2 protein-coding genes are annotated in these 17,513 nt (G+C 58.5%); both read right to left on the bottom strand.

The features are described from left to right. Nucleotides 1-109: 109 nt before the first annotated feature. Entirely contained in the window at nt 110-14,083 is a 13,974-nt protein-coding gene (locus tag NB063_RS13920) for a dockerin type I domain-containing protein (protein ID WP_250929340.1), read from the bottom strand. A 987-nt stretch (nt 14,084-15,070) separates the two neighbouring features. Further along, nucleotides 15,071-17,482, bottom strand: coding sequence for a multiheme c-type cytochrome (locus NB063_RS13915; protein WP_250929339.1), 2,412 nt, complete (start codon nt 17,480-17,482; stop codon nt 15,071-15,073). Between the last annotated feature and the right edge of the window lie 31 nt (nt 17,483-17,513).

The raw sequence follows: 17,513 nt of genomic DNA, 5'->3' as shown, positions 1-17,513 counted from the left end.
CTTGCCCCATTCGGAGCAGTAGCCGCAAATCCTCGTTCGGAAACCCATCCTACCGGATTTCCGAATTCTCAATTAATGAACAAACCAATCTCGGGTTGGTGAACGGAACTCAGAACGTGAGTCCGAGCAAATCGTCAACCGGGTCAACCACTTCGTCGTCATCGTCATCGTTCTCAAAGAACGAATCGACGGCGGCCTGCCAACTGACTTCACCACTCTCGGCTGCCGCAGGTGCGGCGGTCGCTTCGCCGCTCGCCCCGACCTTGTCGAGTCGATTCAGTTCGTTGATCACCTGTAATGCGTCGACCGCAGTCAGCTTGGTATCGCCATTGACATCGACAAACAGATCTCCGAAGGTCGCCCGGAGCCGAGCCCGCGATCCCGCTTCCGCCTCCGTGACCCCGGCGTTGAGTTGGTTGATGATCACCAACGCATCGAGTGAAGTCACGCTACCGTCGTTATTAACGTCGTACGCATTGACCGTATTGGTCAACGTGCCCGAATCCGCGTCAACGTCTTCACCCGATGGCGGGTCAAAGTTTCCGAAGATCGGCAACGCAAACTCATCGCCCCACTGCGTGAACAGATCGTTGCCCAGTGGCGCGGGACTGAATGTCGCTGTTCCCGTACCAACGACCCCGGCGGGGAAGTTAACGGTAGCGGCAAAGTTATTGATCGGGTTTGCATCCGGCACAAAGGCTCCTCCCGCATTCTGAGCAACATCCGATACCCAGAAGAAGAATTCACCTTGCTCTTTCGGTAACACTCCTTGGCGTCCCTTGACCCAGATGCCGATGTCATCGACACCATCAAGGTTGAGGTCGCCAGCGACGGGCTTATCTGTGAACCCGCTCAGGCCCGCGAACCGACCTGTTGAGTCGCCGAGATGAAGTTGACCATTCGAGGTTCCGTCACGATTGGTGTCGAAAATCACCGTGTTGGTGTCGTTGACAAAGACGGCAAAGTCATCGTTGCCGTCGCCGTTGAAATCACCGGCGAATGGAATGCCGTTGTAAGTCGCATTGATCGTGTTGGTCAGGACCATGCCTGTTCCAACAATATCGAACACGTACCAATTGGCACCATCAAACAGGGCGACTTCATCGCCATCGAGTGCATTGCCATTGAAGTTCCCCGCGACCGCTGCCGCGTTGACTTGCGGCACGCCGGCTGCTTGAGCGACATCACCAACACCGTCATCGTCAGTATCGAGCAGGAAGCTGTAACTGCCGTTGAACAAACCGTAGGCACCCATCTTGTCAAAGCCCGATGCGTTGTTTCCGCGAGAAGCAAAGTTGCCCGCGAACAATCCGTCACTGATGCGACCGAACTGGTAAACGAAATCACGATTGGTGGCATCGTTGTCTTGACCCTCAGGATCCCAGACACCATTGCCGTTGATATCGACGTAGGTCAGACCCTGACTCCAAGTGCCGACTTCGGGGCGACTGTCGACGGTGAACCGTGCGACGAAATCACCGCCGGAGATACCGTCACCGGAGGATACCCCTGTGGTGCGGAAGGCCGGTGTCCCCGGCTCGCTGCCGTCGCTTTCGCCGTCGAGTGCATTGCCGACCGGGTCGATAATGCTATCGCTGAGCGTCAACGTGAAACGATCATCAGGCAGCGGCTCGTTGAACGTCAACGTGATCGTTCCGGTGGCCGTCGTTCCACCAGCGGGAATCACCACTGGGAACGCGTCGGGCGTGAACACCACGCTCGCAAACGGAATCACACCGGAATGATCGCCGATGAGCGTAATCAAACCTTGCGGCAATCCGTTGGGTACCAACGGTAGATTGGAGATCGCGGGATAAAGGAACCCGGCCACTCGCGGCGGCAGATCCTGCACGCGAATCGTCAAACTATCGATACGCGGCGTCGGTGCCGGTGTCTCTTGTTTGACGTTGAATAAATCAAACGTTGGATCAGCATTCGGGTACACATCGGTGACTTGCGGACCGAGCGTATCGATAAAGATTTGCAACGTCGCCAAACCCGCCGCGGAGGTGTTGCCGGCAGGGTCTTCCGCAGTCACGAACAGGTTCCGAACGCCGTCGAGTCCTAACGTTGCCGTCAGCGTCGGGTCGTTCATGTTCAAAGTCGACGTCAGTTCCCATTGTTCAAATGGATGCTGGTTGGTTCCATCGAGTGGTGACGCGACGGTTTGACCAATCAGGAAATCGTCGACTGTGAAACCGTCGTTCGTGCGGTCAACGAATAGCCGGATGATCGAGTTGGCCTCGGCTTGACCAAAGAACGTCGGCGTCGTGTCGTTGGTTGCACGATCGGACAACGTGGCCGGCAAGGCCGGATCGCCTGAATCACTGTCTGGCATCAAACCGTCAAGTGCCAAGGCTGGATCGCCGAAGAACACCGCTGGTGCGATCGCATCGACGACCAATTCCATCGATACGCTGCGATCACCATATCCGATGTCATTGGCAATCACGGGTGCGACAGCGGCGATCGAAGGGTCAATGATCTGGACCTTCGCACTGATGAAGTGGCTACCGTTGGTCAACGGTACTGCTACGGGTGTGCCCGCCACGGCTTGCACACCGTCGATTGCGAAATCGAAGATGTAAACGCCGGGCGTTCCCGTCAGTCGCCGCGCGAAACCGATTGGCGTTTGTGGAGCCGTTCCGGGTTGCTGAGGGGCACCTTCCAAGAAGACAGGCACGCGATAGCCCGCTGTGACGCCACCCACCGCGCCGGGTACCAGCGTCTGAGTCGTGTTGAACGGGATTGGAATGTTCTCGTCCGTTGGAGCACTCGCTCCCGGTGTTCCTGGAACGTCACGTCGCAGGATGTCGTCATCCAAACGGAACGTGATGATCGGAGTCGTGTCACGGGTGACGTTATCAAACTGGCTGCGACCGGTATCGGTCGACTCGATGACGAACGTGTCCGTGACCGCTGGTGCCGCGATCAATCCTGTACCGACAGTGAACTGGCCGGTACCGCTGTTGAACGCCGTGACCACGGCCGAGCGACCAATGTTCGCACCGCTGGTGAACTCGACCGTTTTGCCGACATAATCAAACGTGGTCGGCGGCAGCACGGCGTTGGCCGGTGCAATGTTGGCTCGGAACACGGTTGTTGTCGGCACGACAGCCGCGTTGACGGTTCCGACTTGGATGATGTCGTTGATTTCCAAATCAAATGGAATCGGTGGGGCTTCATTCGTGATCGTCAATTCATAAGCGTTGACCACATTATTTGCTGTGCCGGTGACGCGAACAAAGTAGGTTTGTCCTTGCACGGCAGGGAACCGCACTCGCGCGTTGGGCGTGCCGTCGGCGTTACCGAAGGTGCCCGCACCCGCGATCACGTTGCCCAATGTGTCGAGCACGTTGAGCGTCAGGTCGCCGCCACCAGGTAGCAAGCCTACCGCATACATTTCGAAGTGGGCGGTAACGTCCAGTGTGCCGGTGGATTCCGCAACGATTTGGAAGAGGTCCGTGTCGGCGGGGACACCGGGGTGCTCACCGAAGTTCGGGAAGATCGCCAAATTGTCGACGTTGATCGAATCGCCTGCACCGAGGTGAGTCGCGTTGGTCCGGAACTCATTCGGTTCGCTGGCGTCCGGCCCCATGACTAACAACTGCGGCACGCCGCCTGCGACGACCACATTGGGCGACACGATCTCGACGTTGGTGTAAGAAATGTCGGGCATGGCGACCGCGTTTCGGAACACTCGCACCCGGCCCTCGCCGGGATTGAGTCCCACCGCGTTGACGGCGAAATCGGTTGCCGGCAAAGTCGCACCTGCCGCGGTGGCGATCACGAGTGCGTCACTGGCCCCCGGTCCACCCCCGTCAACGTTGACGATCAGGTTACCGTTGACCACGCCGCCGACTGTCGGTGCGGGAGTGACCAAGAAGGTATCGTTTCCGGCACGCCCCATCGCGGTGAGGATTTCGACGTCACCGGCGAGGGCCACGGTTTTCAACACCGTCGCCGCCGCATCCGTCACGGTGGCGGTGCGATTGGGCGAGTTGACCGCGATGTTGTCGTGGCTATTGGTACCCTCGACGATCACATGATCACCGACACTGGCCAGTGCGTTGACCGTGAAAGCTCCGGCGACATTGGTGAAGTTAAACGTCGTGTTGTCGTTGTCGTTCTGGAAAGTACCAGAAGCTGCACCGGTTGGTCGGTAGGTCAGCTCATCGTCAGCGACCGTCAGGTTGGCATTGAGCGCTGCAGCACCACCAGCGATATTGACCGTTTCGATGCCGGTGAAACCGACGGCTGCAAAGCCCATTTCTTGGACCGTTCGTCCTGCCAAATCACTCGTGATCGTGGCACCGGCTCCGGTGAAGTTCAACACGTCGCTACCGTCGTCGGGATTGCCGCCTTCGATCGCAATCCCTCCTAGTGGATGATTGCCTGCGACCGTGAAACTGTCATCGCCGTCACGGCCGTCCAACATTAGAACTGTGACACCGGCTGTTGCGATGGTCGGGATCGTAAGACTGCCTGAATTATCGATCGCATTAACGACACCCGCAGCCGTAACAGAAAAGTTGTCCACCCCATCGGTTCCGAGCACGGTCAAAATATCCGCGCGAGCCGCACCCGCATCGGCGAATGCTAAATTCGTGACACCGTGGAACAAATTGTCAAATGACACCGGCATGTACACACCGGCTCCAAGTCCATCGACCCCGGTCACCAAGCCCGACGAGCCGTTTCCGGCAGGAGTGAACGTCAGCAGGTCGAGACCAGCAGGCGACGTGTAAATCAGGTTATCCACACCCGATGCACCATCGATATCCAGCGCCTCGACGGTCGACAGCGTGATCAATCCCAAGGCATTGACTTGAACGGTCGCGTCGCTCGCCGAAGTCGGTGAAACATTGAAGGTTTCTCCGCCAGTCGTTCCATGAATGATCACGGTGTCAGCGTCAGTCGCACCACCACCGGCCACGTTGATTGCAACGTCATTGATGGCGGTGACCGAGAACGAATCATCGCCGAAACGACCTTGCAAGTTCACTGTGCCGAGGTTGTTATTAGCACCACCAGCGTTGCCGGTGATGACGGTACCATCATTGACCCACACGCGGGCTTCATTGGCGGTTGCCGTCGGCGCGATCGCGATCGCATCTTCGCCATTAGTGCCGCGGACCGTCAATGCGCTTGCGGCGGTTGCCGAGGTCGCGTTGATCAGGCCCGTATTGATGTAGGTGACGTTGCCGACGCCCGCACCCAATTGATCGACGATGCCGGAAGTGTTCTCGCTTCCGGGAGTCACTCTCAAACCGTTGAGTGCCTTGACGGTCAACGAGTCGCCGGTCAAATCGCCACCATCGTAACGCAGTGCAACGTTCTGCAAGCCGTTGGCGTTGATGGTATCGGGCGTGAAGACCAGTGAGTCGTTTCCACCGAGCGTCTGCACGTCAACCGTGTCGAATCCGGTGAAATTACGAATATTGTAAAGAATGGTTGCCCCATCGAGCACACTGAACTGCGGCGTGCCCACGCCACCGGCCATCGTAAAATCGGCTACCACGGTCTCATTGCCGCTGGTTCCTGGATTGGACGGATCGGTACCCAACAAAGTCAATCGATCGGTATCGTTGAGGAAGCCATCATTGTCATTGATGATGATGTCGGTATTGAAGGTGAAGTCGATGTCCACGATCAAACTGCCATCGCTGAGATTGGTGACAACCAATTCACCCGCGTCCATCCCTGCGGGGCGAACCGAGATATTTTCGCTGACCATCCCACCGCCGCCCGCCGTGTTGTAGATCAGCAAATCAGCCGCGCCGCCATCGGCGCCAGCGGGATCCCCTTCATCAAACGACACGTCGATTGCCCAGCCTTGTGTAGTGTCATCGGCGTACGGTGTGATATTCAGCGTGTCGATGTCGCCGGTATCGGAGATTGGCGCGACACCGCTGCTAGGTGTCCTGGCCGCATCGTCGCCAAGCACGTTCAGGTCCGTGATGTTGCGGAAACCGATTTTGGCACTGCCGTTGATTTGCAACGTGAACTCGTTGTCGCCATCGGGATCGGGCTCAAACCTCGTGTCAATGATGCTGCCGGGATAAGCCGCCGCAAGTGTACCGAGCATGGAGTCAACGTCTTCCCCAATGACAATGAACTGATCGTTTTGATCGATACCGGGATTGTTATTGTCACCAATCAGGTTGGCTTGTTGGCTACCGGGGCCGGCAGTCAGAATCGTGCTCTCGATGGAACTGAAACTCAACGGTTGTGTCGGGGTGCCGCCGATCGTCGATGTCACGCTGACAATCGGAGGCGTCGACTTGTCGCTGTAAACGTTGATCTCATTGAACGTGAATACTTGCAGTCGGTCACCGTTGGGAGCCAAGGCGGGCACCGGATCACCACCATTGATGCGGATCGGTAATGCCGAAGACAAGAATGCCAGGATATCGTCGCCGATGTTGTCAAACGCCGGGTTCGTCTCGAATCCGGCATTGACCAGCAATCCAGGCGTCAACGGACTGGCTTGAGCAAAACTGCCGACGTTGGGAACGACGGGCAAGAGTGTATTCATTGTCGACGGCGGCACCGCACCAGGGACCAATCGGTCGTTGGTGATCGTGACGATCGATGTGTTGTTGGCGACTTCGATTAAGTCGTACGCTGTGGGGAACAAACCAGGATTGTTCGTTGAACCAGGCATGATCACACCGACGCCGAATCCAAACGGATCCGTTGTCGTGGCGGGATCGACCAAGTCGTCCTCACTGGGAGCGTAAACGTACAGTTGATCACCTGCGGCACCCGCGCCACCGCCAGCCACATTCACACCGCTTGGACGAACACCCCAGATATCGATGTCGGGTCCGGCCGATCCACCCGCCACACCGGGGAACTGATCAAACTGCGAACCTTCGCTCGGACCATCCCAGGCGTCTCCGTCCAAGAACACCAACGCTTGGTTGTTGCTGTAGGGGGCCACCGTCAGGTCATCATCGACGGTCGTGCCGGTGACGGTGACAATGTCGTTGTTGTTGGCGTCACCGAAATAGGTCACGGTTTCGACTTGGGTCAAGGCAACCGTGGTTGCAGACAGTGCGTCCGTGACGTTCAAGTCACCGCTGGCTTTGGTCGCGTCGGCATAAGTCAAACCGATGTCTCGCGGAGCCGCGTCAGCGGCAAAAACAGTCGGAGGTACGGCCCCCGGAGCACCTGGCGTGAATGTTCCCGCAGCTTGGATAAAGACGACATCGCGAGCCGATGAAGTCGCCGCCGCGCCGCCGTCGATTTGGAACGTCGTCCCGGCCGCACTCGGGGTGGCGGTATCGGCTGCGAAGTTGACGTTGAACGTGTCGGTGCCCGCTGCGCCACCAAACGTGTTGGCTGCACCTGCGGCAATTTGGTTGCCCTGGATATTGAATGTGCTGTTGCCAGCGCCGTCCGTGATGGTGTTGCTGACCGTAGCCGTGGTATTGAACACGTTGTAGGTGTTCGCGGCGGTGTCACCGGTCAGGTTAAAGTTGGCCAGCGGATTACCGGCGACCGTGTTGAAGATGATATCTGGGAACGCTGTTCCTCCCCCCAGCACACCAACGGTTCCGACTGCCGCTCCACCGTCGTTAAAGTAAAGCTCAGTGACACCCGTACCAGGATTGAAGATCAAGTCGTAAGTATCGCCGGCCACGTCACCGGCGTCCGAAACATTGATGGCTGTGTTGCCACCAGAGCCAAGACCAATGTTTAACTGGCCCTGGATGCCATTCAAGTTGCCCGCGTTGACGGGAGCATCACTAGCCACGTTCACAACATCGTCGAACGCACCGAAGAAGCCACCATCGAGGAAGTACGTTGAGCCAAATTGCGTGCTTTGGACATTGAACGTGTCCGCAGCGTTGTCGCTCATCGTCAAGTTGACCGTTTCAATCAAATCCCCGGCGCCATTGTAAATCACATCGGGCGCCCCCGCGAAACCAGTGACACCCTCGAGCGTGCCAGCGTTCACCGTTGCCGTCGTACCAGCAGGTTCGTTGAAATTAATGATCGAAAGCGTATCCCCCGCACCTGCTTCGTCACCCACTGGTGAAACGACGACTTGGCCCATCACGGGCGTGATGGCCATGAATCCATCGCCAATGGTAAACGTATCCCCACCCGCACCTCCGAACAGCGTTGCGACGACGGTGGCCGGTAGCGACTGCACTTGAATTGCGTCCGGACTGGCGTCGGCATTGCCGATATCGTCGGCATCGAGTGTGATCGCCGTTTCAGTGCTCGCTGGATCGAGTCCCGCCAGGGTGATCGTATTCGCACCCAAACCACTGCGAACGACCAAATTGTCAAAGCCACTGACAAAGCGGGTTTCGAATCCAACGGTGCCCGAAATCATGTTGCCACCGGGGCCTGCGATGTCCGCGAGATCATCGGCCACCGTCAGATTGGCCCCCGCCGGCAGTGCACTTGCGTCGGCGGTGTAGGTACCGCCCGCACCGACCGCAATGATCGGCGTCAAGCTATCGTAGGAAATCGACAGGGCACCTTCGATGTTGACGACACCGCTGTTGCCGGCGGCAACGTCGTCATCAAACGTCGCCAGGTTTTGAGCCGTCAGAAAATTTAAGATCAAACGATCATTATTTGCCGCACCGCTGGCGCCGGCGGCAAAGTGAATCCCCACGTTCTGATCTCCGGCGCGGTTGAGCAACCCGCTGGTCGTGTAGGCCGTATTCGTGTGAGCCCCCGCCGCGACGCCCGTGAATATCGGCAAACCGCCCGCCGTTTCATTGATCACCAAAGCATCGTCACCGCCCAAAGCATCGAAATCCAAGGAGATCGGTGTGGGCGACATCAGTGTGACGATGGGACCGGCATCCAAAACGAGAGTCGCTGAGTCCGCCGCACCGGCGATCCCTGAAACCGTCAAAACATTGTCATTGGCATCTCCCGTGACCGTGACAGTGCCAGGATTGGTCAGGTTAAGCGATTCGATTTCTTGGAAATTGACGGTCGAACCGCCGATCGTCACACCTGCGGGAGTGATCGTGATCGCGCCGCCCATTGCATCCAAGTTAAGCACGTCACCGGGCAGCGCGGGCGATGCCGGCAGGTTGCCGTCGATGTTGAAGATCGTCCCCGCCTGAGGCTTCGGCGTGAAGACATCTTCATCGTCGCCGCCATTGACGAACGTATTGGGAGTCGTGATCGCGCCGGCAATGATCGCCGTTGAACCCGTTCCGACATCGGCGTCGCCAGCGATTGGATCGACATTGACGGTTAGCGTGCCGCCCGGAGCGTTGGTTGCCGTGCCCGCTTGAATGTCCACGTCATCGCCGACGTTGAACAAGATGTTCCCGCCGGTCGACGTCAACACGGCCGCATTATTGATCGTCAGATCATCGGTGTCAGCGGACGTATCGGGGATATTGAAAGTCAAATCCCCATTGGTTGTGAAGTTAACACTAGCCGTGAATGGTCCTGCCATCGTCGAATTAAGACTGAGGAATGGCTTGATGCCGCCCACGTCGCCACCAAATGTCGTCATTCCCGTCGTGATAGTCGTCAGCGACGTATTGGTCGAAAATGTCGACTCATCCAATGTTCCTGCAAACGAGATGTTCGCAGCACTGAGGGTTTGAGCCGCATTGTTACCGATCAAGAATTCGGCACCACCATACGTCTGGTCGCCGGTCGTCGTTACGTTCCCGGCAAACAATGTGCCTCCCACTGCGTCCGTCGTGATACTCATGAGCGGGTCGATTCCGCCAATGTCAGCAGACGCCCCACTGTTCGCTGCAGGAGCGCTATCGTTTAAGACAAGGTTAAACGCGCCATCGAGGGTATTTCGGAAAATGATGACGTTGCCCGTTAACGTCACATCGGTGCCCAAAGTGTTGACTTCGTTGTAGATCTGTTGATTTAACGTAGTTACGTCGGCACCCAGCAAGGTCGTGCCGCCTGGCACCGGCACATTAAAGACACCAATGTCCAGCGAGCCAAGATTCAGTGGCTGATTGATATTGGTGTTTTGAACATCAATGTCGACCGGTCCCCCAGCCGTGGTGGGCGCCGTGTTGAAATTAACCGTGTCATCGGGCCCCACATCCGGGTCCGTGATGGTCAGACCGCTGGTGGCAAAATTCAGCCCGTCCACGTTGATCGTGTCGGTGCCTCCGCCGCTGTTGATCGTCAGGTTAACCGTCGGATTGGCAAATGATGTGATCTCGCCCACGTCCGAATTGACCGTCGTCGTACCTGCCGCCTCGGTGACGGTGATCGTCTCCGACGCGCCGCTGTAATTCAGCGTCACGTTGGCCGGCGTGATCGTCGAACTGATCGGCTCCAAACCGGTATAGGTGATCGGCGCACTCATGCCGACCTCGATGCTGCCGGAGTCGGCGGTGTCGTAATTGAAGGTCAAATCGATGCCGTCCGGGCCGACGACTTGGATCTCGTCACCGGGCATCGATGAAACATTCGCGCCGCCATTGAACGTGATCGGTACTAGAATCGGCCCACTGGAGACATCGATGATGAAGATATCGTCACCGTCCCCACCGTCGATCACGATTGGATCGGTAAGGGATGGATCCAGCGTAAGAGTGTTGCCGTTGATCGTGATGGAGTTCGCTGTCACCACGATCGTGTCATCGCCAACCGTGCCTCCGATCGGACCGATCGCGCCGCCAACGTTGCCGCTAAACGTATTGCCCGTCGAGATATCGCCGGTGGCTCCGTTGAAAAAGACGATGCCGTACAAGTCGTTCCCGCTGACCGTCGAACCGCTGACATTAAACGTCCCGCCGTCGCTGAACCCGCCTCCGCCACTGCCGTCGGGCGTGTTGGCGATGTTGAAGGTCAGCGACATGTTGATCAGGTTGACCTCGCCACCGGCATTGAAGATGCCGCCGCCGGCCTGATCCGCGCCGGGCCCAAAAGCGGTGTTACCATTAACCGTTCCACCATCGATCGTCATCGTGCCGCCGGCGGAATTCCAAAGCCCGCCCCCTTCGGCCTGGGCGGTGTTGAAATCGACGAATGAATCCTCGAGGTCGACGATCGCGTTGCGTGTGACGTGCAAGCCGCCGCCGTTACCGGGGCTGCTGGCCGGGATCAAACCGCCATCGGAGACATCATTGAAAAAAATGAATGAGTTGGAAATCTGAACGGTGCCGTCGATGATTTCGATGCCGCCGCCGGCGCGGACCGCCTCGTTGAATTGGATGCCGACCGTATCGATCGTGACATCCCCGCCGATCGACATGATGCCGCCGCCGCTGCCGGCCGTCGTCCCCGCGCCCGCGGACGGACCGCTGGCGAGGTTGTTGTCAATGGATACTCCATTATCGAAGCCATTGATGTCGAGGGTCCCACCGTCGTTGAAGATGCCGCCCCCGCCCTGAAAAGCATCAGGCGTGCCACCCGCATTTCCGCGGGCCTCATTGTTGGAAATACCCACAAAGCCGGACGCGCTGGTGACTCTCAGCGTTCCGGACGCCGAATTCCACAGACCGCCACCCTCGGCCTTAGCTATGTTGCCGGAAACGTTGCCGCCGTCAATCGTGACATCGGCGGCCCCGGTGATATGTAGTCCGCCGCCGTTACCGCCGCCGTTTGTCGCTGCGTCGCCGCCGATGCCGAGGGCCGTGTTGCCGTCGACTACCGTCGGCCCGCCGAGGAGGACGTTGGTCAGTGTGACGATCGTCCCACCTGTAGTCTCGATGCCGCCGCCGGCGCGGTTGGCCGTGTTGCCGCTGATCGTGACGCCACCGCCGTCGCTGCCGTCGATCGTCAGCATCCCGCCCGAGTCGACGAGGATGCCGCCACCGCTGCCAGCATTACCGTCGGCGAAGTTGTTCGAGAACGTGATCCCCTGCCCAGCCGCAGCGGAGATGATGTCGAGCGTGCCATTGGCCTCGACGAAAATGCCACCACCCCCTTGGTCCGCATTGTCACCGCTGGCAATGTTGCCATCGACGACAACGGCCACGTTCGTGTCATTAAAGGTGAGCGTGCTGTCGTCGGATATCCAGAGTCCGCCCCCCTCCTCGCCCGCGGTGTTGTTCAGGATGTCGATGCCGTCGACGTTCAGCGTCGCGCCCCCGATCGCGGCGATGCCGCCGCCGTTGCGGGTGGCCGTGTTCGTCCGGACGGAGATCGCCTGTCCGGGGATACTCGTGACGTTCACCGTGCCGCCATTGGAAAGGAGACCGCCGCCGTCGCCGTTATTGCCGTTGGCCTTGTTGTCGACGAGGGTGGCCGGTCCGGGATCTGCGTCAAAATTGACGATACCGCCGTTGTTGAAGACGCCGCCTCCCCCGGTGCCGTTGGCCGTGTTGTTGACGACCTGAGTGGCGTCGATGACGAGCGTGGACCCGACTTGGTTCCAAAGCCCCCCACCCTCGTTGGCGGCCATATTGTGGGCGACGATGGCGTTGTCGAATCTGACTATCGTCCCAATGGTTCCACTGATGTGCAGGCCGCCTCCGTTGCCCGCGGTGCCTGCGACGCCGCCGATGCCGAGGACGTCGTTACTGAGCAACCGCGAGTTGCCGTTGAAGTTCGCGGCGCCATCGACGATTTCTACGCCGCCACCAGCACGGTTGGCGGTGTTGCCAACGATTCGGGAGTCGTTCATCGTCAGCATACCGTCGAGGATGAAGACCCCGCCGCCGGAGCCGGCGTTGCCATCGGCGACGTTGTTTTGGATGACCGTCTCGACACCGACGTCGTTCTGGATGGTGACGTCGCCGTTCTCGCTAAAGATTCCGCCGCCCCCTTGCGTGGCGGAATCGCCGCTGGCTGTGTTGCCGTCGGCTGCCGTGGCCCCGCCGATGGTGGAACCGGTGAGAACGAGCGTACCGCCGGCGTTGTAGATACCTCCACCGCTGAGTCCGGCGGAGTTCCCGCTAACGACCGTCCCGACGTTGATGTTCATCACGCCAGCACCGGAGTTCCACAGTCCGCCGCCCTCTTCAGCGGCCGTGTTGCCTTGAAATGTGCCGCCGGTGATGTTCGTGGTACCGGTGCCGCTGACGTGCAAGCCGCCACCGTTGACGTCGGCGGTGTTGCCGCTGGTCGTTCCCGCAACGCTGCCGATATTGAACGAACCACTGATGTCAGCACTGCCGCTGAAGATCTCAATGCCGCCACCGGCGCGGGCGGCGTTGTTGCCGCCAATGATCACGCTGTTGGGTCCCGAGTCGTCAATGATCAGCGTACCAGCGCTGAAGATCCCGCCGCCGTTCTGCGCGGTGTTGGCTTCACCGACGGTGTCGCCGCCGATGATCACGTCGCCACCCGAGTCGTCGATGGTTAGCGTGCTGCCCTCGGAAATTCTGATCGCACCGCCACCCTGAGCGTTCAGTACTCCGTCGGCGACATTGCCAGTGAACGTAGCGTTGGTGATCCGTGCCGAAGTAGCACGGCCAGATAAGATGTTTTGCCCCACGTTGATCGCGCCGCCAGACCCAGCTTCGGGAATTGGGACGCCGGAACCAGCCGCCAAATTGTTTGTAAACGTTGCCCCATCAATATCCAGACCCACTACCGACGCGGTCGAGTTGCTGGTGGCCGTTGATATGGCTCCGCCAGAGATTGCGGTATTGTTATCAAATGAAACATCGCGAATGACTAGCGTATGATCGAAGACTCCCACCTGCCCATCAGTAGAGTTTGCAATCGCACCACCAAGAAAATTTGACGGTGCTGTGGCATTCTGTAGCGTCAGGTTTTGAAGCGTGACATCCTCTACTGCATCGGCGCCGATGCTCCCCGCGCCAATAGCGATTAAGAAAATACGGTTGTTGTGCGCGCCGTCGATTGTGACATTCGTGCCGCTGCCGGCAGTGTTGTCGCCATTGATAACAATGTCATCGGTGATCATGGGTAAGGCGCTGCCCAGCGTGATGGTCTCCATACCGGCGGGGAGGTTGAACGAAATCGAGTCGCCTTCGCTAGCACCGGCGACCGCCTCGTTAAAGGCCGCATTGATGTTGGCCGCTTGAATCGCTTCCCGCAAACTGATCATTCCATCGACGGCAACAGTATCGGCATTGGTGTTGACCACGTACGCGGCCAGCAGTCGCCGATCTTCCAACGACTCAACCCGAGGTCGTCGCGTCATTAATCGCGCCAGTCGACTGCGGCGCGAATCGCGATCTTGGCCACTGGCGATCCGGTTCCTTCTTTTCTTTTGCGAACGTGTCTGCGTGTCGTTTACGTGCTGATTGAAAAAGACCACTGAAAGAACTCCTAGATTGCCTGGCTGCGGATCAAAGGTGATGAGGATCAGCGGCGAGTTCCCCAGCACTACCTTGGCGGTTTGGGTGGACTAGGAAACGCTACCGGAGATGAGGCGACGTTACGGGATCCCCCGACCGCTTGCGTCCTTTCTCCAGGATGGGGGTCCTGTATCGTCTTCTCAGTAGAGTCAGGACGCATGCGCAAAGCAATCAAATTTGCAACTCCAAAATCGACAAAATGTCGAAATTTCAGCTTGGCGCGTCGGCAAAACCCTCCGCCACGACGTCCAAGCGGCTCGCCCCCCCGCCGTTCGCCGCCTTCGAACGGACCCGCAAAACCGCCCGATCAAGTTCCACGATTCGCGCGGGCTGCCACTCAGAAAAGTCCACTCAAACCTCCTATTTTACGAGACGTGCGCTGCCAGCATGCTCGCGAATGGGAGGTGCACGAAGACGCAAAAAGAGGCCGGCCGACGCACTCGAAATCCCCGGATTTTCAGGGTGTGCCCGGCGAGCGGCAGGCGATCAAAATGGACCCAAATATTGGGCGTCAAAACGGCCAATTTTTTTGCCCGATCGACCGATTCCACAGAGATGAGCCCGCGAACCCATCGAACGATGCTGCGACGGATCCAAAGAGTGATTCCGGACTGCGGTGTTATTGATACCGACCCCAGCAAAATGCGCTGGGCCGGATATTACGTAGGCCGGACCGAGGTCGCGAAAAACCCTGCCGTATCCGCATCAACCTGATTTGCTCGAAATACAGTCTGTGATTTTCAAAATCAATCGATTTGCGACCGAAGTTCCGGCTTGGCAATGGTTGATGCGATACGGCCTACGAATCGCGTGCAATATCCGGGCTAGGGTTAGTCGACACCGTAGTGTTCGACTTCGGCCCAGTACTCGTCGAAAGCGCCTTCTTCGTGGAAGTCGGGGCTGTTGTCGAGGTCGTGACATTCCATGCACTTCTCGCGAGCTTTTTCCAACGGCAACTGCATCGCGGCGCGGAGCTGTTCTCGCTGTTCGTCGGTAACCTCGATCTCACCGTTTTCAGCCGCCGCGTGTGATTCACCCGGACCGTGGCAGTTTTCACAACCGTTGCCATGCAGGTGCGAGTCTGCTTCGAGTTCCAAGTACCCCGAAACGTACGGGTAGTAGTTCTGCGCGTTCCAACCAGTCACGTGGCAGGAGATGCACTCGGGGTCAAAGTGACGTGGCACATCTCCACGTTCACCTGGATGAACAAGGCTCTCGGTGGCACCGAAGTGAGGTGAGTTTTCCCAAATGTCAAACGCCGTGGTGTGGCAGTCACCACACGTTTTCGAACCGACAAATTTTTCACCGCTGGGATGCGGGATCGGTTTGAGGCCGAGGTTTTCAAGACCGAGGTCGCGGAGTTGGAATTGATACTCGGACATCAACTGACGCATCTGCGGTGCGTCGCCAAACGAATCATCCAATGGCACGCGGGCGTAGCGCATCTCGTCGTCTTTGTAGAGCCCGATCAAACCCACATACATGGCTTTGTTACCGGTCAAGATCATCTTGGTTTGCGAGCCTTCGATCGATTCAGGTTGATACGTCGGCTCACCATAGCCACCGGCGACGACAACCATGTCAAAACCAGGAACCTCACGCACAAGCTTCTGTGCTGCTTCCTCGGTGCCGTAGAACGTCAGCACGGTGTAGTTTGGCGACTCGGCTTTGATCTGCTTGATCACGTCCTTGGCCGACTCAACCGGGTCGCCCAGCGTGATTTCTTCATTAAGCGTTGATTCGAGTGCATCCGGATCGAGGATGCTGGTCACGGCGACTTTCATCGCTTGTCGCTCGATCACTCGATAAGCGGGCATCAACGAAGGATCGAGCAAGACGACGTTTGCCGATGCGTAGATCGCGTCTTCGGGTTTTTCGGCAGCGGCTTCCTGGATCAAATCGCCAACGCCGATGCGCACATCGTCGGGGCCAAATCCGACGGCGACGTATCCCATCTTGCGGAGTGCTTCGAGCGAGCGGTGGAATTTGATTTCGGCTTGGCGGCCAAAGCGGCGGATCAAGTTACCGGCATCAATCGGCAGCAACTCCCAACCTTGGTCACGCAGCTGCGTCGCGAACGTCATCCGCCGCGCCACGCCGCCCTTTTGGTTTTCGAGTCCCGTGCAACCACACGGCTCGATGTAGCCATGTTGTTGTCCGGTCACGAAGAGGGCGAGCTCAGGCGCCGGCCATTTTGTGTAGTCCACTGGTCCGCCCATTCCCGTCGCCGGAAGCGCCGCCGATTCCGCCGCGGCAACGGCTTGGTCGAGCATTCGCGTGCCACCTTCCATGTTCGCCGGCGAACTATAAGAACCATCGTCGTTCGTGCCCTCGGTCAGGAACGCGTCCGAGTCGGGACGCACCGACTCCTTCGGAGACGCCGCGATTCGGGGAACATCAGAAGAGTCCGTCCCGGCAGCCAGATCGGTCGGCGATGCGGCAACCGGCGACGCGAGGATCGGTTCGGCTCTACCGGGAGCGACCGAAGTCACGTCAGCGCGGGAGCGGGCAATCAGTGGGGATTTACGCGACAACCGCGAATCTTCTGGGATGCCGTGAGGTGTGGGCACGACCTCGGCAACGATCTCTTTCCGTGGCAGGGGTGTGGGGACGAGTTCGGCGTTTCGCCAATCCGATGCGGAAGGCTCAACAACCTCGTCTTGACTGACATCGATTTCCGCGGGATCAAACTCACCGTCAAATAACCCAGTGGAACTTGGCTCGGTTTTGGCAACCGCGTCTTCTTCGGTCGCCCCGGAATCCTTGCTGGGAGCGTCGGATTCTGCACCACCCTCACTCACCTCTTCATCCTCCCCTTCAAGGGAAACGACCAGGGTCGTTGCCGGAGGAGGTCCGGTGAGCGGTTGCGGACCGGAGCCCAGGACTCGGTAGGCATCCCGGATCGTCGACTCGGCGAACTTAGGATTCACCTCATTCAGGACGATTTTTTCTCGGTAAACCGGTTGGACCGTCGAATCACCCGGCGTCGCGATCGAAATCTCCGGCCGTGAGACCGACTCAAACGGGAGCGTCTCGCCTGAAGCGTGTTTACGGACATCGCAACCCGCCAACGAAACAACCAGCGCCAGCCCAGCGAGTAGGCCGCATACGTTCCGATTTAACGACACTTCGGCCTTTCGTGAGGCGTTGCTCGCGCCCGCATCCGTCAAACGGCTACTCCCCCCCCGTGCTGCGAGAGACTCGGCGGCGGTGGGGGCGAACGATGATTGAGAGACGGGCATGAGTTTCCTCGGTCAGAACGATGCGGTGGGC

Origin of the sequence: Aporhodopirellula aestuarii, from assembly GCF_023701485.1 — a bacterium.
Classification (GTDB): Bacteria; Planctomycetota; Planctomycetia; order Pirellulales; family Pirellulaceae; genus Rhodopirellula; species Rhodopirellula aestuarii.
Note: the sequence above shows the minus strand (reverse complement) of the source record. Positions and strands in the feature narration are given on the sequence as shown.

Excerpts from the sequence above, each read along its gene's own strand:
- NB063_RS13920 (WP_250929340.1), bottom strand. The coding sequence starts at position 14,083 with ATGACGCGACGACCTCGGGTTGAGTCGTTGGAAGATCGGCGACTGCTG.
- NB063_RS13915 (WP_250929339.1), bottom strand. The coding sequence starts at position 17,482 with ATGCCCGTCTCTCAATCATCGTTCGCCCCCACCGCCGCCGAGTCTCTC.